Source organism: Dyadobacter chenwenxiniae (assembly GCF_022869785.1).
Classification (GTDB): Bacteria; Bacteroidota; Bacteroidia; order Cytophagales; family Spirosomataceae; genus Dyadobacter; species Dyadobacter chenwenxiniae.
Window position 1 is genome coordinate 4,087,424 of record NZ_CP094997.1, and the last position, 20,356, is coordinate 4,107,779.

At 45.0% G+C, this 20,356-nt stretch carries 9 protein-coding genes; all 9 read right to left on the bottom strand.

The window, feature by feature from the left end; all coding sequences use genetic code 11:
- Position 1: 1 nt before the first annotated feature.
- The 9 genes from MUK70_RS17460 to MUK70_RS17500 all read right to left on the bottom strand — a co-directional run bounded on the left by MUK70_RS17460 (position 2) and on the right by MUK70_RS17500 (position 20,317).
- Positions 2-2,380 carry an ABC transporter permease gene (locus MUK70_RS17460; protein ID WP_234654103.1) on the bottom strand — a complete coding sequence of 793 codons (2,379 nt, stop codon included), beginning with the start codon at positions 2,378-2,380 and terminating at the stop codon, positions 2-4.
- Between the two features lie 32 nt (positions 2,381-2,412).
- Positions 2,413-4,791 (bottom strand): FtsX-like permease family protein, encoded by a 2,379-nt coding sequence (locus MUK70_RS17465; protein WP_234654105.1) that lies wholly within the window; start codon positions 4,789-4,791, stop codon positions 2,413-2,415.
- A 115-nt stretch (positions 4,792-4,906) separates the two neighbouring features.
- Positions 4,907-7,288, bottom strand: a complete 2,382-nt coding sequence (locus MUK70_RS17470) for an ABC transporter permease (protein ID WP_234654107.1) — start codon at positions 7,286-7,288, stop codon at positions 4,907-4,909.
- A gap of 181 nt (positions 7,289-7,469) precedes the next feature.
- A complete protein-coding gene (locus MUK70_RS17475) occupies positions 7,470-7,880 on the bottom strand; it encodes a hypothetical protein (protein WP_234607951.1) in 411 nt (136 codons plus the stop codon).
- Positions 7,881-7,995: 115 nt separating this feature from the next.
- Positions 7,996-10,425, bottom strand: a complete 2,430-nt coding sequence (locus tag MUK70_RS17480; RefSeq protein ID WP_234654109.1) for an ABC transporter permease — start codon at positions 10,423-10,425, stop codon at positions 7,996-7,998.
- Between the two features lie 28 nt (positions 10,426-10,453).
- On the bottom strand, positions 10,454-12,829 hold the full coding sequence (locus MUK70_RS17485) for an ABC transporter permease (protein ID WP_234654111.1): 2,376 nt from the start codon (positions 12,827-12,829) through the stop codon (positions 10,454-10,456).
- Between the two features lie 11 nt (positions 12,830-12,840).
- Complete coding sequence (locus tag MUK70_RS17490; protein WP_234654113.1) at positions 12,841-15,252, bottom strand: ABC transporter permease; 2,412 nt, start codon at positions 15,250-15,252, stop codon at positions 12,841-12,843.
- 26 nt (positions 15,253-15,278) lie between these two features.
- Positions 15,279-17,681, bottom strand: coding sequence for an ABC transporter permease (locus MUK70_RS17495; RefSeq protein ID WP_234654115.1), 2,403 nt, complete (start codon positions 17,679-17,681; stop codon positions 15,279-15,281).
- A 197-nt stretch (positions 17,682-17,878) separates the two neighbouring features.
- Positions 17,879-20,317 (bottom strand): TonB-dependent receptor, encoded by a 2,439-nt coding sequence (locus tag MUK70_RS17500; protein WP_234654117.1) that lies wholly within the window; start codon positions 20,315-20,317, stop codon positions 17,879-17,881.
- Positions 20,318-20,356 lie beyond the last annotated feature (39 nt).

The window sequence follows — 20,356 nt, forward strand, 5'->3', positions numbered from 1 at the left end:
TTTATTCGCTTTTCAAACTCTTTACCGGATCCATTACCGCTGCCTTAATGGCCTGGTAACCAACCGTTACCAATGCTAATGTGCAGATCGAGATCGCAGAAACAAGAAACACATTAATGTCGATTTCCGCATGGTAAGCGAACTCTTGCAACCAGCGGTTCATGGCCCAGCCGATGAGCGGAAAGGCAATGACCATCGCAATTACAATAAGTTTGAGAAAATCGACGGAAAGTAACATTGCAACGTCCTGAATGGTCGCGCCCACCACTTTCCTGATCCCGATCTCTTTCTGGCGGCGCTGCGCCGTGAAAGCCGCAAGTCCGAACAGACCGAGGCATGAAATGAGGATCGCAAGTGCGGCAAAAAACTGCGATAAAATGCCAATGCGCTGCTCAGAAGCATATAATGCATTGTAATTCTCATCCAAAAACTGATATTCGAACACATTGCCTTTGTGGAAATCCGCAAATGTCTGATTGATTCTGGCAATGGTCTGCGTTTCGGTTCCGGCCTGGATCTTCACCATAATGTTGGGCATTACCGGGTAAGTCTGGAAAAAGCACGGTTTCACTTTTTCGTATAGTGACTCAAAATTGAAATCTTTTACAACGCCCACAATTTGCCGCTGCTGATCCCAGAATTTCACCGTTTTACCGATTGGATCTTTAAGCTCCATGCTCTTAATAGCCGCCTCATTGAAGACGATCTCATTGCGGGAATTGTCACTCTGGGAGAAACTTCGCCCCGCTATTAGCTCCATTCCCGTTGTTTCAATGAAGTTATAGCCCACTTCCAGGTTGGCGAAATCAATGTTCTTACCTGGCTGTTTTCCCGGCCATTGAAAGTCTGAAACAGCACCGTGGCTTCCTGTCAGGTCGTGGTAATAACTGGATACATTGCTTACGCCCGGCAATTCTTTGAGTTGGCTGACAAACGCTTCGGATTTTTTCAAACTCGCAGAATCCATGCTCATCGGGATCTCAAAATGGATAATGTTATCCCGACTATAACCCAGATTTTTGCTCTGAATAAATTGGATCTGCCGGTAAACAACGAGCACAGAAACGATAAAAATAACCGAGATCGTAAATTGAAATACAACCAAACCTTTCCTTAACCAAAGCTCACTCACGGAGGTTTTGAATGCGCCTTTCAGAACCGAAATGGTATTGAAGCCCGACAGATAAAAAGCTGGGTAACTGCCTGCAATGAGGCCGGTTACCAATGTAATGATCAGCGCAGAGGCAATCATTTTTATATCAAAAACAAAGGCAATGTTCTTTCCTGTAATCTGATTAAACTGTGGCAGCAGGATAAAAACCAGCGCGATAGCAACAATCAATGCCAGAAATGCCATCATCACCGACTCGCCCAGATATTGTACAACCAACGATCTCCGCATGGCACCAATTGCCTTCTTGATCCCAACTTCCTTCATTCGTCCGGATGCTTTGGCCGTGGACAAATTCATGAAGTTGATGCACGCGATAATGAGGATAAATAATGCAATGACCGAAAAAAGCCGCACATACGTAATCCGTCCACCTGCCTGAACGCCGTTTTCAAAATGCCCGTGCAGATATTTATCCGAAAACTTTACCGCCAGCAAAGTAATATCAATGTTCTTGTCTTTTGTAGCGAGAAACTTCTTGATCTTAGCATTAAACTGATCATTATCTGCGCCTTGCTTCAAAATGACGTAAGTGCTGGGGTCGCTGTTGGACCAGGATTTCATGCCGGGGCGCTTCGCTACATAAAGATCAAAGTTGAACAGGACATCGAAATGCTCGATTGCATTCACTGGATTCCCCTCGAAAACAAGGCCGATATTATAAATTCCACCGAATTCGCCGTGTTCCCATTTAATGCTTTTGCCAACAACATTGTCCGTCGAGCGGAACAGTTTCAGCGCTAATGCATGTGAAATCCCAATGGTTTGATTATCTCTGAAAATACTTTTCGGATCACCATCAACAACCGGGCAAGTGAATACATTGAAATAATCTTTTCCTACAAACTGCCCACCCGTTTTAAGGTGCGTATCATTAAATGTCACAGTCCCTTTGTCGGAAAACCAGGAAGCCGGCAGCACTGTCACCGCATTTTCCACCTCAGGAAACTCAGCAGCCAGGGAAGCGGCTAGCGGGCCGGCCGTGTGATGGATCGTTTCAAGGCCTTCCTCACTCTTGTGGTTCGCCATGATCTGATACATGCGGTCGTCCTTCTCGTTGTATTTATCAACGTGGAGCTCGTCGTTAACCCACAAATAGATCAGCAATGTGCAGGCGAGTCCGGTGGAAAGCCCGATCAGGTTCAGCACTGTAAACTCACGCTCCTTCAATAAGTTACGCCAGGCGATTTTGAAATAATTCTTGATCATGGCAGCCTGTTTATAGGTTATTAACTTACTTCTTATCGCAACGTTTGCACAGGATTAGCAAGCGCGGCTTTAACAGATTGGTAACCAACGGTAAGAAAGGCGATCAGGACGGCCAGCACCGCAGAAATGGCAAAAATCCACCATTCAATGTCGATCCTGTATGCAAAATCCTGCAACCATTTGTTCATAAAATAATAGGAAACGGGGCTTGCTATAATGATCGCTACAATAACCAGTCGCAAGAAATCGGTTGATAATAAAGCAGTTATACTGGCAACGGACGCTCCTAAAACCTTGCGAATGCCAATTTCTTTCGTGCGCTGTTCAATGGAAAATAATGCCAGGCCGAACAAGCCAAGACAAGAAAGAAATACGGATAAAAGCGCGAACATGGACGTCAGGTTGGAGGCCAGCTCTTCCCTTTTGTAGAATCCGGCTATTTCCTCGTCGTAAAAACTATACTGGAACACATATTCCGGAAACTGTTTCTGCCAGACATTCATAATGTCCGGGATCGTTGAAGCGCTGAGATTTTCCAGCTTGATTCCGGCGCTTCGGTAATGTCTTTTGGAAGCATAAATAACTGTTGGTTCTATACCGGAATAGAGATCCGCATTATTGAAGTCGGACAGAACACCGACGATGACGCCTGTTTTGTTATCCATATCACCAATCACCAAACGCTTATTCAGCGCTTCCTCAGGCGATTTCAATCCCAATGCCTTGACCAACTTATTGTTAACCAGGAGCTCGCTGAGCGTATCCGACTGACTGGGGTTGCGCCCGGCGATGAGTTTCAATCCATAAGTCGCTATGTAATGATTATCCGCAACCCTCGATCTGGTCACAAATTTTTCCCAGTCGCGATTTTCAAATTTAATGCTGCCGCCATTTCCAGCCTGTGAAGATGGTGGATTCCTGAAAAACGAAATGCTGGCAACCTCCTTAATTCTTGGAATTTCATTGGTAAGTGCCGCAATTTTCGCCGTTTCCGTGTCCGGCAATCCTACATGCAGGATCAGGTCTTTATTTAAGCCCAAATCCTTATTTTTCAAGTATCTGGATTGCAGAATGATCACCATCGAAACGGCAATCAAAACAAATGAAATGCTGAACTGCGCCACTACGAGACCTTTTCTAACCGAGAAAGAGCCCCGTTCATCGGTCGCCGCCAGGCCTTTGATCGCCCGAACAGGATTTAAATTGGAAATCACCAAAGCAGGATAAATGCCCGCCACGCAAACCACGAAAAACAATAGCAAAACGCTGAATGCGAGCAGACTGAAATCGGCAAAAAGATTAATTTCCAAATTGATTTCCAGCCAGTTACTCAGCATTGGAATCAATATTTTGGAAAGAACAATGGAGAAAACAAATGATATGAAGGTAAACAAAGCGGCTTCATGAATGAAAAGCCAGAAAACCTGCAACTGTGAAACACCAAGCACCTTCCTGATCCCTACTTCCTTACTTCTTTTAAAGGATTGCGCCGTTGAAATGTTGATAAAATTAAAACAGGCAATGAGTATCAGCAGCAAACCAACCGTTGCCAGCATGACAATGGTGTAATACTTGATTTTGCCCCCATAACTTAGGTTGAAATGAACGTCCGAAAGTGGTTGTAAATGATAATGGAACACATTGTTGTCGGCGCCATGGATTTTCTTCGCAAAGCCGATCATTTGTTTTTCCAACGCATCTCTATCCTCCGCCGAACGCAGGCTTACAAATGTTTCGCGGTTGCTATCAATCCAGCCCCAGTCTTCATAACCATATTCAGGAACCAACTTTTTTAATGTTGGAAGCGAGACGAAAACATCCTTTTTGAAATCTGTTTGTTCAGGGAAATCCTTAATCACACCAGCAACCGTCACATTCTCAGCATTATTAAGTCGGATCAAATGACCCATCGGATTGGCATTTCCAAAATATTTTTGCGCATAGCGCTCCGTAATAACGGCCTGATTGGGCAAATTCAATACAGCCGCATTGCCAGCAACAAATTGATAATCAAATATTTTAAAGAATTCAGAATCCGTAAAAGCTGCCGATGATTTTTCGAAAAACTTCTTGGAATTATTTCGCTGCTCAATGCTGACTGTCAGCTCACGATCAGCCAGATAAGCTGCGTGCGCAACATTGGCAAACTCTTTCCTGAGCGTGGTATGCAAAGGAAACGCAGAGCCCCGCTCATGCTCCACGGAGCCATCTTCCAGGTGCAGATCCACCACCATGCGGAAAATTTTATCTGCATTTGCATGATGTCTGTCAACCCCCAAATGATAAGAAACCAGCTGAAAAATAATAATCGCCCCCGCCATGCCAATGCCCAAACCGGTCATGTTGATAGCCGAGTACATTTTGTTTTTCAACAAGTTACGCAAAGCGATTTGGAAATAATTTTGAAGCATTGCAATTGAATTTACTTCGGCAGTCAGCGGTCGGCCATCAGCCTTCTATTTATTTCTAATCATTCATTCATTCATTCACTCATTCACTCATTCACTCATTCACTCATTCACTCACTCACTCACTCCTCAAACTTTTGACCGGATTCATCAACGCTGCCCTGATGCTTTGAAAACTCACCGTTGCAAATGCGATTGCGGCTGACAAAAAGGCTGCTATTGCGAATATCCACCAGTAAATGTCGGTTTTATAGGCAAAGTTTTCCAGCCAGCGATACATTCCATAGTATGCAATGGGTGAGGCAATTACAAATGCAATGAGCACCAGTTTAAGGAAATCCTTCGATAATAAGCCAACAATGCTGCCCGTAGAAGCGCCCATCACTTTTCGCACACCAATTTCCTTTGTGCGCTGCATCGTGCTGTATGAAGCCAGGCCAAGAAGTCCCAGGCAGGAGATGAAAATTGCCAGGATAGCAAAGTTGAAGAATAGCTTTTCAAAACGTTCTTCGCTTCTGTATTGCCGGTCAAAAAACTCGTCCATAAAATAGTAACTGAATGGCCGGTTTGGCATGATTGTCTTCCATTTCTGTTCCACAGCCGCGACCGCTTCTTTGATGTTTCCGCCGTCAATTTTGATGGAAACCAGCTCGCTGCCGCCCGGCTCGATACGCATAGTCAGCGGTTTGATCCTTTCCTGTAATGAACGGAAGTGGAAATCTTTGACAACGCCAACAATTTTACCCTCTCTCCCCCATTGCTTGAACCTGCGGCCGATTGCTTCCTCAGGGGAACTGTAACCAAACAGCTTCACTGCCGCCTCGTTCATGACCATCGCTTGCGTTGTATCCGTTCCGAAATCTCGCGAAAATGGACGTCCGGCAGCCATTTTAAGGCCAAATTGAGGAATATAATCAAAATCAACAAAGTATAAATCCAGGTTTGCGATCTGTAAATCGCCGCTCTTGTTTTCAATTTCGGAATAAGCGCCCGGGTTTCCACTGCCCGGCACGCTGGAAGACGCGGCGGTTGATTTTACACCGGTGATATCCGCGAGCGATTGCTTGAATGCGTCTTTTTTCGGATCTCCCTGGGAATTCACAATCATCATCTGATCCTTGCTGAACCCAAGGTCGCGGTTGCGCATGAAATCCATCTGAATGTACACCACGATGGTTGCGATAATGAGTGCAATGGAGATGGCAAATTGAATGGTTACCAATGATTTTCTTAACAAAATCCCCTTCACACTCGTCGTAAAACGCCCTTTTAAAACCACAACCGGTTCAAATGAAGACAGCACCAATGCCGGATAAATCCCGGCCAGAATACCGATAAGAATGGCAGCGAGGAACATTCCGGCTACAAAAGGCAGGTTATCTAAAATCCCGGTGCTGATCACTTTCCCCGAAAGGTTATTGAACAGCGGAATCAATGCAGTTGAAAGCACGACGGCAAATACAAAGGCAATCAAACATAACAGAATAGACTCGCTGATAAACTGTCTGGCGACGAGCATTTTCGGTGCGCCAACAACCTTGCGAATCCCCACTTCCTTCGCACGCTCTACCGAGCGCGCCGTGGTGAGATTAACGAAATTAATGCACGCGATCAGCAAAATAAATATGGCTACAACCGAGAACACATACACATTGTTCATGCTTCCGGATTCCGCCACGTCCCTTGTTGACTTTAAGTAAACATCCCGGAGCGGCTCTAAAAAGAGCTTGTAATACATTTGCGATTCTTTCATCGTCTTGCCGGCGCGCCGTTCCAGAAATGCCGGAAACTTGTTTTCGAGTGCAGCCTTGGCCGTTCCTGGCGCCAGCAACAAATAGGTTGTGGCGCCGAAATTACCCCATTGATCGTCCAGTCCTTTGTTGAAACGTTGGGTCATTGTGGTCATCGACACAAACATATCACCCTTGATCTGCGAATTTTCGGGAATGTCTTTCATGACGCCAGTCACTTTTGCAGGCAAACCTTCGCCGGAAAGCAGCAATGTCTGCCCCACCGGATCTGCGTCTCCGAAATATTTTTTTGCCGCTTTTTCTGTAAAGACAATGCTTAACTGATCCTTTAATGCTGTCTTGGGATCTCCTTTAATGAGTTTAAAATCAAAAACCTGAAATAGGGTCGAATCCGCAAAAACCGTTTTTTCCTCCTGAAATTTAATATCTCCCTTCCTTACCAGAAAACTCCCGCCGCTCACGCGCGTGAAAGCTTCTACTTCGGGAAAATCGCTTTTTATGCTCGGTGCAAAAGCCCAGGACGTAATGCCTGCATTAATGGTTTCAGAGGGCGTCTTAATGTCTGTTACCAGCCTGTAAATACGGTCGGCTTTGGTATTAAACGCATCATAACTCAGCTCGAAATTCACATAAAGAAATATCAGAAAGCATGCCGACATACCGACGGTCAGACCCATGATATTAATGAAAGAGAACACTTTGTGTTTCCACAAATTACGGATGGCAATTTTGAAATAATTCCTAAACATAGCTTTGGTTCGAAGGATTGTCAGTTTACGCTGGCAGAGCGCTCAGCGGGTTCCCAAAACATATGTGCCACCCTTGGAAACAATTTTAAGTAACTATTTATCAGTTACTTACTAAACGAAACAAAAAATCAGCTGTCCGAAATCGAACAGCTGATTTTTTATCTGGACATTAGAATCCGGCTCAGTTATAATTAAATGCTATTTCGTTCCCGTAGACGACCGAATTGTCTTCCATAATAGCATAAGCACGATAATATACGTTAGGACCACAAATATCACCAGAAAGCTTGCTTTTAGGTCCCGGTAAAAATGGCATAGGAAAAACTTCTTTGGAATCACTTTCAACAACGGGATTGCCTACACGTGGATTCCCGACTCCGATTGTGGTATAAACAATGCCATACTCTTTCACAGCCTTTGTTCCTACATCCTTGATGTCCAAGTTAAGGGTATAACTACATTTCCAACCATTGCCTGAGCTCCATTTCAATGTTTCCAATTGAGGCGGGGTTCCAGGCAGCTCGTGATCCACGCAGGCTTGCGCGAAAAGCATTAAAACAAAAACCAGGGAATAATAGAGTGTACGGCGCATATGAATAGTAGTTTTGAGGTAGCTAAATATGACCATTCTTCAACAAATGTTACAAAAATTTATTCATATTGTCAAACAAAACACCCCAAAACTACTAAACGGTTAGCGACATACGTTAGTCACTCCTCAGCGACTTAACGGGGTTCATCAATGCGGCCTTAATGCTCTGAAAACTAACCGTGGTAAATGCGATGAGAATGGCCAGAACAGCGCTGACCGCAAACATCCACCAGCTCATGTGGATCTTATATTCAAAGTCCTGCAACCATTTGTCCATGAAATACCAGGCAACCGGTGATGCTAACAGGATGGCGATAAAAACGAGCATCAGAAAGTCACGGGAAAGCAATCCGACGATGCTTGAAACAGAAGCGCCCAGAACTTTACGCACGCCAATTTCTTTCATTCGCTGTTGCGCCATAAACGTGGCAAGCCCAAATAGTCCAAGGCACGCGATAAAGATGGAAAGTCCCGCGAAAATCTGGTATAGCAGGCTTAATTGCCGTTCCTGATTGTAAAACTCTTCGATGCTTTGATCAAAAAATTTACCTTGCAAAGCTACTTCCGGAAATACTTGACTGTAAATTTTCTCGATTGAAGCAACTGCTTTGGACACATTCTGGGTTTTTATTTTAACTCCGGCCATCCAGTAATACTGCGGCATAGGCATGATAACGATGGGTTTTGCCGCGTCCCGCGCAGAATTGGCCTTAAAATCCTTCACAACGCCAACAATAGGCTGCCATTCTCCCCCACCCATGCGAAGGTTTTTGCCAATGCCTTCCTGCGGATTTTTAATTCCGACCTTTGCCAGGAAAGTTTCATTCACAACGCACGACCCGACAGAGTCACCGGCCTGGTAAGGCCCTCCCGCGACAAATTCAAACCCGTAAGTTTGGAAATAGTCTTGGTCGGCAAATTTATTGAACACCTGAAAATCTTCGTCTTTGCCCCTATTCCCAAATGCAAAATTTCCAGACCAATTATTATCCGACGACGGAACGTCGGATGAAAAGCTCACCGAAGAAATGTCCGGGCTTTGCTCGAGTTCGTTGCGAAACGCTTCAAAACGGCTTTTATAAGCATCGTCAAGATTCACATTATAAACGCCTTCCTTCACAAAGCCAAGATCCAGGTTGCCAATGTAGTTCATTTGTGCAATGGTCACAATGGTGCCTACGACCAGGATTTGTGAAATGCCAAACTGCACGATAATGAGCGTTTTTTGCAATGACACGCCGCCAAGCGAGCGGTTAGCAATCTTACTTTTGATGGCTTCGATGGGTTTAAACCCGGACATGACCACTGCGGGATAAAACCCTGCTATAAAACTGACAATGAGCGCCAGACCAATGACGAAAAGCCACATTTCAGGGTTTTGGATGACAGGCAGATCAACCGGAACACGCGAAATTTTGCCTAGTAACGGCATGCAAAGCATGGCAATGATGACGCCCAACAACACTGCGAATCCGACGATAAGCACGGTTTCACTTAAAAATTGACGCATGAGCTCGGCCCGCCCGCTGCCGAGCACCTTGCGAACACCCACTTCCCTAGAGCGACGTGCAGATTGGACGGTGGCCAAATTGATGAAATTAATACAAGCCATCGCAATGATCAGCACACCAATCACAACAAGCGTCCAAAGCACATTTCGGTCTATGATGTGATCGGCATAATTGATGAAACGTTTGTCGTGATGCTGATCGGCCAGCGGAGCTAAAAATTGTTTGATCTGCGCATTTTCCTTTTTGTTGTAATGTTTGGCGACAAACTTTACAAAAAGCTTGTTAATGCTCGCTGGCGCCACGTTTTCTGGCAGAAGCACAAATAGTTGATCATTGCTGCTCGTGCCGCCCCAGCTTTCGAACCCGCCAAAGCCAAATGCCAGCGGCTGCTGCCTTTTCGATTCATAGGACACAACAATGTCAATCGGGAAGTCGGTGTTAAGCGGCGGGTTTGCGATGATTCCACCCACTTTCATGACCGTTTTGTTATTAATCTTCACATATTGCCCCATTGCTTCCTGCCATTTGCCGAAATATTTTTCAGCCCGTCGCTGCGAAAGGACAATGACATTGGGATCTTTCAAAACGGTTCTGGAACCAATCAAAAACGGAAAATCGAAGAGGTCAAAAAACTCAGGGACAGTGAGTAACCCATCATTGTCTTCGTAAAATTTCTTTTTGGAAGTCTGGTTATTCGCATCTTTTCCCAAAATTGTCACCTGCGGTTCCAAGGTTCCCCAAACAGGCACGATTGTGCCTATCTGTGGCATATCCACCTTCAAAGCTGCATAATAAGGAAGCGGGCTTCCGGGTGTATAATCTGTTTGTCCGGTGGGATAGTCGTTCTGCCTTACGATCCGGTAAATGCGGTCCGCTTTCGAGTGAAATTTATCAAACCCCGACTCATATGTATAAACCACATACAGCAGCAGGCACGCAGCCACGCCTACGGACAGGCCCAGCACATTCAGGACGGTGTAATTGCGATAACGTATAACCGTCCGCAACGCAATTTTGAGATGATTTTTAAGCATAAATTTAGGTCGTTATGCTAAGGCCTGCTCATTCATTCTTTAACGATTCAACGGGATTCATTAATGCGGCTCTCACACTCTGGAAACTTATGGTAATCAATGCAATAGCAATGGAAAGGCTGCCAGCAGCTACGAATATCCAGATAGGCATCTGAATTTTGTAAGTAAAATCCTGCAACCATTTGTCCATAAAATAGTAGGCAACAGGCACGGCCAGCACAATCGCTATTACAACAAGTTGTATAAAGTCCTTTGATAGCAAAGCGACTATTGCTGAAACGGAAGCGCCCAGCACTTTGCGAATGCCTATCTCCTTGGTGCGCGTTTCGGCAGTGAAAGTGACCAGACCAAAAAGCCCCATACAAGCAATAAAAATCGCCAAGCCGGTAAAAACGGAGAACATTGCGGACATACGGATCTCTGTCTTGAATGTCTCATTGAAAGCATCATCCAGGAAATAATATTCGAATGGCTTCTCGCGATCGTACTTTTTGAAGATCTTCCCAATAATGGCGACCTTCTCCTGAATGTCGGCATCAGGGTTCAGACGCGCGTAAAGCACTCCGTTTGATCCGGGAAAGTTGAGAATATTCGTGGTATCGCTTACGATGATCAATTCCATTGCCTTCATGCTGCTCTGGACAGAAGTGAAATGAAAATCCTGCACAATGCCAGCGATTTCATCCTTTTCGCCCAGCAACTGGCCTATCGGATTACCCTTAATGCCTAGCTCTTTAATAGCAGTTTCATTCAGCAACACGTGATTGCGGTTTTTCAAGACGCCATTGGCCGGCTCCGTTTTCCATTTCAGTCCAAGGGTTTTCACAAACTGATTATCGGTGACCATATTAGCCAGGCCGACATCAATTTTTGTGGTGAAGTTCTTAACAAACCACATGTTATAACCCTTAAAAAGCCCTGAATTGGTAACCGTTACATTTTGAACGCCCGCCTGTTGTTTTATTTCATCACGCAACGGAAAGTAACTTTTTGCAACCGTCGCTGAAAGCGGAATGCTCAGTATCTGATCTTTGTATAGGCCCAACTTTTTGTTTTGCATAAATGTCAGCTGGTTTTTTACAACCAAACTGCAAATGATAAGCGCTATGGAGACCGTAAATTGGAAGACCATAAAAAACTTTCGTAATATAGCACCGCTGTGGTTTCCGCCAAGCCTTCCTTTTAATACATCCAACGGGGCAAATCCTGACAAAATCAGAGCCGGGTAACTTCCCGCGATTAAAGCAGAAAGCAGTAATAACACGACAAGAAAAGCTAAAAATGAGGGAGATATGAGAAAAGAGGCATCAATTTGCAGGTTAAGCAAGTCGTAAAAAGGCTGCTGCAAGAGAAACACAAAGATGAAGGCGAACAAAAATGCCAGCACACAAAGAAGGACCGATTCGGTATAAAACTGGCGAACAAGGCCGCTCCTACCCGCGCCTATCACCTTGCGAACGCCAACTTCTTTTGCCCGCAATGTAGCACGAGCGGTGGTAAGGCTCATATAATTGAAAAGCGCCAGCGACAGGATCAGCAAAGCAACGCCTGCAAATATGGAAATCAGCTTTGAGTTGCCGGAATCATGGAAATTATTACCTAAATGCGTGCTGGCGAAGCCTTCCAGCGTGTAAGTAGCCTGATTATCAAATGCGCCGGTTCGCATTCCTTCCCTTTTTATATTCCTCTCCACCGCCGCGACCGACTGCTCTGAGTCCAGCAGCAGGTAAATGTTGAATGCACCGGCATTATCCCAGGCATCTTTATTATGGGCGCTGAGCGCAGGAAATGTCAGTGACGAGATTATAAAATCGAAATTGAAAGTGGAATTAGATGGCGGATTTTCGGCGACGCCTGTAACGCGCAAGGGATGGTTCCCTTCGTAGATCAGCGTTTTGCCGACAGGGTCACTTTTACCAAAATATTTTTCAGCTGCACGCTCCGAGATAACGACGTCGAAGGGATTCTCCAGCACTGCTTTCGGGTTTCCTTCTTTGAGTTTAAATGTAAAAATACGGAGGAAAGAAGGATCAGCGAACATTACATTCTTCTCAAAAAATACTTCGGATGGCTTTTCCGGATTTTTGATAACCACCTTATCCACAATCGTCTTAACCCGCGCATAATCCCTCACCTGCGGATTATATTCCTTTAAAACCGACCCGAGCTTTGTTGAAAACGAATCGAACTGCATATCCATTTCGCCCATTTTTACCCGCGCCAGGATGCGGTAAATGCGTTCGTGGTTCTTATGGAATTTGTCATAACTAAACTCATGCATTACAAACATCAGGATCAGCACAGAAACGGCCATTCCGGATGCCAGCCCGAAAATGTTGATCAGGGAATAAGTCTTGTTCCTGGCAAGATTCCTCAGGGCAATTTTGAGATAGTTTTGAAGCATAGGCTTAGGCTTTATTCACTTTTCAATGACTTAACCGGGTTCATTAATGCGGCTTTGATGCTTTGGAAACTTACCGTAATCAATGCAATGGCTATGGCTCCCAAACCGGTGAAAACAAAAGTCCAGGGACTAATCTTGATCTGGTAAGCGAAATCTGCAAGCCATAAACTCATGGCATACCATGCTGCTGGCGTGGCAATGATGATGGCAATGAGCATCAGTTTTACAAAGTCTTTTGAAAGCAGCACCACAATGCTGGCAACCGACGCACCAAGCACCTTTCTAACGCCGATCTCCTTTGTACGCTGTTCCGAAATGAAGGCGATCAATGCGAATAATCCGAGACAGGAAATGAAAATCGTGACTGCTGAAAATAGCCCTAAAATGGTTGAAACACGCGATTCGGCTTTATACATTTGATCAAATTCCTGATCCAGAAAATGATATCCAAATGGTCGCATCGGGAAGTTTGCTTTCCAGTTTTTCCGCAGCAGATCAATTGCCTGAGTCGTTTCATCGCCAGCCACTTTCACCATAACTTTTCCAAAATAATTGTATTCAGGCATAATGGCGATTGGGCCAATTTTCTCATGCAACGACCTGAAATGGAAATCTTTGGCCACAGCCTTCACTTCCCCTCTCCGGCCATTCAGATTGACCAGTTTCCCAATGGCATTTCCAGGCGTCCAGCCCATCGCTTTTACTGCGGATTCATTCAAAATGAAAGCATAATGCCGCAATTCGGCGGAATCGGTGTTGGCCCGGAGAATGTCGGTGTTATTAAAATTTTGTCCGGCAATGAGTTGCATGCCCAATGTTGGCACAAAGTCCTTTTCCACTGGAATGGCCGTAATGTTCAACTGAAAACCCTGCGGCTTGTCATTTGCCGTAATTGTGTAACCACCCTGCACATTAACCGGCGAATCGTAAGAAGCCGTGACCGATTTCATGACGGGATAAGTGAGCAACTCGCTTTTCATAGCCGCAAGCTTACTTTCCGAAATACCCGAACCAACGTCCATCACCACAATTTGCGAAGGGTTTATTCCAAGATTTTTGTTTTGAATAAAATGAAGCTGCTGGTTGGCTATGATTGTTCCCACGATGAAAAGAATTGAAATCGTAAACTGAAAAACCACCAGCGAACTGCGTAAACCACTTCCACTGTTCGTAGCAAGCACTTTTCCCTTCAAAACCTTCACCGGCTCAAATCCCGAAAGCACCGCCGCAGGATAAAGCCCCGAAAGCAATGTTACCACAATTGCCAATGCGACCAAAAGCAAAACAACCGAAAAAGATGGCCAGATATTCAATCCTAATGCGCTGCCTGTGAGATTGCTGATCACTGGAAAGCCTAAAAAAGAAATAAGCAAGCCAATCACAATGGCGGCGATTGTAATAAGCCCGCATTCAAATAAATATTGGCGAAAAACCTCCGCTCGGCCAGCGCCCATCACTTTACGCACACCCACTTCCCGCGCTCTTACCGCCGAACGGGCAGTAACGAGATTGATAAAATTAATGCAAGCGATTACCAAGATTAGCAGCGCAACACCGGATAAAATGTAAATGTATTTGTAATTACCCGATGCTTCCAGCCCATTGGAAACATTGGAATAAAGATGAATGCGATTAAATGCTTCCAGTTTGAGCCTTAATTTGGACGAAGGATCTTGTGGATTATTCAGGTTTTTGATTGCAAACTGATCCACTTTCGCCTGCAATGTTTCTACGTTTGCGTTTGGCTTCAAAAGCAAATACGTATAATCATTTGCCGAATCAAATGCCTCCGATTTGGAACGCGGTAATGTGCTGTAACTGGCCAGCCAATTGGGTTTAATGTGAGAATAGGAAGGAATGTCAGTCATTACACCCGTTACCTGCAAGGTTAGTTTTTCGTTCATGGTAACTGACTTGCCGATTGCGCTTTCATTGCCAAAATATTTCTGGGCAGTTGTCTCGTCGATTACGACGGAATTAGGTTGAGACAATGCTGTGTTCGCGTCCCCTTCAATGAAGTGGGTAGGAAAGACACTGAAATATGTGGAATCAGCAAAAAGCACCTTTTTCTCATTAAATAGCTTGTCGCCATATTGTACTGCCACTGCCGCGTCCCCGCTCAATGGATACAACCTTACTGCATGCTTAATTTCCTCAAATTCCCTTGCGAACACAGGCGCCACGCCAGTCGCTGTAATGGCAACATTGACAGGCTCGCTGTCGCCGGCTTGGTAGAACAAATTAACCCTTACAATGTGGTCGCCATTGACCTGGAAGCGGTCGTAACGGATTTCGTGAAGGACATAAGTGGCCAGCAAAAGGAAACAACCAATCCCTAGTGAAAGCCCTATAATGCTTACAATAGAATTGGTCTTGTATTTCCAGAGATTTCTAACAGCAATTTTAAGATAGTTTTTCAGCATGTGTTATACAAATTATGGTTTGAATTTTACTCACTTTTGAGTGAATTGACTGGGTTCATCAAAGCAGCTTTAATGCTTTGGAAACTGATGGTAAATAAGGCGATTGCAACGGAAGTGAAGGCAGCGAATGCGAATACGCCCCAATGAATGTTTGTATGATAAGCAAAGTCCTGCAACCAGGTATTCATGGCATACCACGCAATGGGTGAGGCGATTACAATGGCAATGAGCACCAATTTAAGAAAATCATTGGATAACAGGATAACCAGACTCGCAATGGATGCACCAAGCACTTTCCGCACACCAATTTCTTTCGTCCGGATCTCGGCCATGAAAATCGACAAACCGAGTAAACCCATGCAGGAAATGAAGATTGCTATACCTGAAAATATACCAAATAGCAGCTGCTGGGTTTGTTCTGTGGCATACAAAACTCCGAATTTCTGATCCAGAAACTCGTATTCGAAAGGACGTTGCGGAAATTGCTTTTGCCAAACGGACTCCATATGTGCCAAAGCGTCTTTGATATTACCGCCAGAAATATGCACCGACATCCACCCTAGCCTGTCTGTTTGGGCAAACATAGCAATCGGCGCTACTTTCTGGTGCAGGGATTCAAAATGGTAATCTTTTGTAACGCCCACAATCTGACCGCGGATTTCGCCATAACCAAAACGGGCACCAACTGCATCAGCAGGGTTTTTCCAGCCAAGCTGTCTGACTGCGGTTTCGTTTAAAATAAAGCCACTCGTTTTATCCGTTGAAAAAGCCCTTGAAAAATTCCTCCCCGCAGCCATTTCTATCTGGTATGCCGGGATGAAATCTTCGTCTATAGACAACGATTTAACGCCAATATCGGCAGGCGCCATGGAATCGCCCTTCATCACGTAGGCTTCCCACGAATCCAGCAAGCGCCCTGATGGGATCCGCGAGGAGCGTCCCGCTTCCACAATGTTGCTGTTTGCCTTCAATTGCTGCTTAATACTCTCGTAATTGATCAGCGAATCGCTTCCGGTACGCAGCAGTACGATCTGATCTTTGGAATAACCCAGCTTATAATTCTTCACGAATTTCATTTGATTATAAACTACCGCGGTGCAAATGATGAGCACGACCGCGATCGCAAATTGGGTCACCACGAGCCCCTGACGCAGTTTCCCGTTTTTCAAGGCAGATGCAATCCGGCCTTTAAATACACTTAACGGCTGAAATGATGTCATGAAAAAAGCCGGATAACTTCCGGCAATAATTCCGGTAAATAAAGTAATGCCCAACACAATGCTCAGGAATACCGGGTCCATCAGCGCATTGAACGAAAGCTGTTTTTGGGTGAAGTCATTTAAAAACGGAAGACACAGCACAACAATTACAATAGCAAAAAACAGCGAAACGGATACCAAAAGAATAGATTCGCTGAGAAACTGACGGATCAACTGATGCCTTACTGCGCCGATTACTTTCCGCATGCCCACCTCTTTTGCCCGGGTGGCCGAGCGTGCAGTGGCAAGGTTCATGTAGTTAATGCACGCAATAACCAATATGAAAATCGCGATGGCCGAAAACAGGTAAACATATTGAATATCACCATTCGCCTCCATTTCGGAATCCAAATGTGAATGCAAATGAATGTCCGTCAGCTTCGTAAGATTCAGGACTGAATAGGTTGATGCTTTCGGATCAATATGCCGGTTCTGGAATGCCGGGAATGCTTTTACCAGCTTTTGCGGATCGTAATTTTTGGGCAAAAGCAAAAATGTAGAAAACGAATTATTGCCCCAGTTTGACCTTAGTCCTTCCGCTCCGTAAACGCGGTCGTCGTTTAATGTTGAGAAAGAAATCAATGCTTCGGGATGGAAATGGGACTGCGATGGCAGCGATTCGTAAACACCCGTTACCGTGCAATCGAACGCATTTTCCAATCTGACGATCTTACCGACCGGATTTTCTTTGCCAAAATATTTTTCCGCCATCTTTTTTGAAAACATGATGGAGAAAGGATTTTCCAGCGCTTTGTCCGGATTTCCCTGCGTCACTTTGAATGAAAATACTTTGAAAATATTGGCCTCTGCTGCAAAAACGTCACTTTCATTGTAAATCTGCTCACCATGCTCAATCAGCCCGCCCATTTCCAGCAAACGCACAACCTGCTCCACCTCCGGAAAATCCTGTTTCACCAACGGCCCAAAAGGCGGCGCCGCATGCCCCAAACGCAGGGATTCTGTTCCATCTTTGGAAAGGAATGTTCGGTTTAAACGATATATCCGCTCGGCATTTGCGTGAAAGCGGTCGTAACTCAGCTCATCTTTGACATAAAGGGACAATAGCAAAAAGCAAGCAAGGCCAATGGCAACGCCCGAAATATTGATAAAGCTGAATGTCTTGTGTTTCAGCAAGTTTCTGACGGCAATTTTAAGATAGTTTTGAAACATGGCTATTGGGGTTCCTGGTGTTTTGAACGATGGGCGCTCTTGCTTGTGAAACAACAAATTTATGCCATCGTTTCAAATTACTGATTATCAGCAATTTGAAACGATGATGATTGTCCGATAACGAACAAGATTGTTCGGCTATGAGATGCACCGGACTTCGCAAGTATGGGAGAATCAGGAAGTCTCATCCAGCCACATCAGTTCTGAACGTCGTCGTTTCTGATGCTACGCTTGTTTTTCTTAATGGTTTCTTTCAAACGGCCGAATTTGTAATTGAGGCTGACATTGAAATAGCGGAAGTAATCTCTTCTGTCATTAAAGGAAGTAAAATTGGGTCCTGACGTTTCGGTGTGGTATTTCCTGAATTTTGTGAAAGGGTTATTGGCTGCCGCCGAAAACGAGAGCTTGTCCTTGATAATGTCTTTATTGATGCTGAAAGAAGGACTGATCATGGAATTGGAAGTGCCTTGCAAGTTCACGCTCGGCCCCATACTCACCAGGTTCGCACTGATGCGCCAGTCTTTTTCAAGCTTGTAGCCGGTGGAAGCGGACAGCTGATACATGATTCCGCTGTTGGTGATCGTTGCGCCGTTAACCAAACCGGTCACTTTTCCGTGCGCGATGCGGAGGTTCGCGCTGAAATTCCATTTTTTGGTAATCGGATAGTTCATGTTCAAATTTCCACTGATGAGCCTGGCCTTTCCCGTGTTCCCGAATGAGGTGCGGGTGATTTCGGTTTCCGGATTGTAAACGGCGACGGCAAAAATCAAATCTTTGAATTGTGTGAAACCCACACCGAAGTTGATTGATCCTTTCTTTGATTTGCTATAACCCAATTGCAGATCATGCACAAACGCAGGGCGCAGATCGGGATTTCCCGTCCTTTCGAAACTTGGGTTGGTGCGGTCAATGAACGGGTTAAGCTGATAAATCCCGGGCCGCTGGATGCGTTGTGTGTAGCCGAAATTCAGGCCAACATCATCTTTAAATTTCCTGCTGACCGAAACCGAGGGGATCACATTAAAATAGTTTTGTTTCACTTCCGAATCGGTTGAAATGAAGTCGGCATTAATCACAGTTTGCTCAATTCTGGCTCCGGCCTTCAAGCCCCAGCTCTTGAAATTATACTGATAGGTGTTGTAAGCGCCAAACACATTTTGGGTGTTGTTAAACTTGTTGCTCATGCCGGTATTAATCACAAATGTCTTGCTTTCAGCATCGTAAGTGCTGTACTGAAAATCACTTTTGTTGTCGCGCAGAATGCCCTTCAAACCAGCTTCAATGCTCAGCTTTTTGATCGGATACACATAATCAACCTGAAAAGTCTGCTCTGAAAAGCTTTGGTCGTTGATCTGGCGGTAATCCGGCGTGTCGTAGTTAATCCGCTCCGAAATAGCCAAATTGGTCTTTTGATTATTATTAAAACCGTAATACCGGTAAGAGAATGTCAGCAGTCTGTTTTTGTCGGCTTTAAAGCCTCTTTGATAATTCAATGCGCCATCCATTCCATTGCCGTGGCCGTCATTGTAATTTCTGACGCGGTAACCTTCTATAATTTCGTCGTTTACATCAATAACCGAAGTCTGGTTACCCGAACCGTCGGATCTGCTGCCATTGAAATTCACCTGTGCGCTCAGCAGATTCAGACTATCCACTTCATAACTAAGCTCATAACCAATGTAACCGTTTCTATTGCCTGATTTTGAAAAATTCTCCTGAAACAATTCGGACGGTTCGGCTCCCAATGCCGTGCGGCCAATACGGGTGCGCGTCAAGGGCGTATTAAACTGACTTCCGCCCGCCAGTGCCGTCATGCCAAATTTGCCCAGCTTAGCAGACAATGTTCCGCCGAAACCCGGGCCGCCCACGCGAAAACGTTCACTGACATTCAATGTGCCGTTGTATCCGTTGTCTACTTTTTTATTGGTAATGATGTTGATGATGCCCGCCAGACCTTCGGCATCGTATTTCGCCGGAGGCGTTGTGATCACTTCTATACGCTCGATGGATGAAGCAGGCATGCTGCGCAAAACTTCCTTATAACTGCGTTCAACCATGCTGGATGGCTTTCCGTTGATCAGGATTTTAAAATCGGCGTTGCCTTTAAGGTAAATGTTTTCATCACCGTCCACAGACAGAAAGGGCACTTTGCGCATCATTTCCAGAACGCTGTACACTTTACTTTCGGGATCGGCCTGCAAATCGTAAGTAATGCGGTCAACTTCCTGTTTAACAATTGGTTTCAATGCCGTAACCGTCACCTCTTTGAGCCCGACAACGCTGGGACTAATGCCGATAGTGCCGAGATCAGCTGTGGTTTTGGTGCTGTCGGAAAGGTCTGCTGCGATGGTTTTTGTTTTATAACCCACGCCAACGATGACCACTGAATATTTCGCAGGCTTCAATTTTTGAAAAGAAAATGACCCGTCTGTTTTAGTAAAATCAGCTTTCACGGCGGTTGTTCCGATCATCAGGTTAACGGTCACAAAATCCAGTGGCTTTTTACTCGAAGAATCTGCGACAGCTCCGGAAATTTTGCCCTCCCCAGAGGGCAAACCCTGGCCAAATGTTTCGGACTGCAGGCAGACGAGCCCCGAGATCAGGGCAGTAAGAATGAATAGGAGTAATGTTTTCATGGCTAATAAATTTTATGGGCTAATAGATTTTAAAGGCAT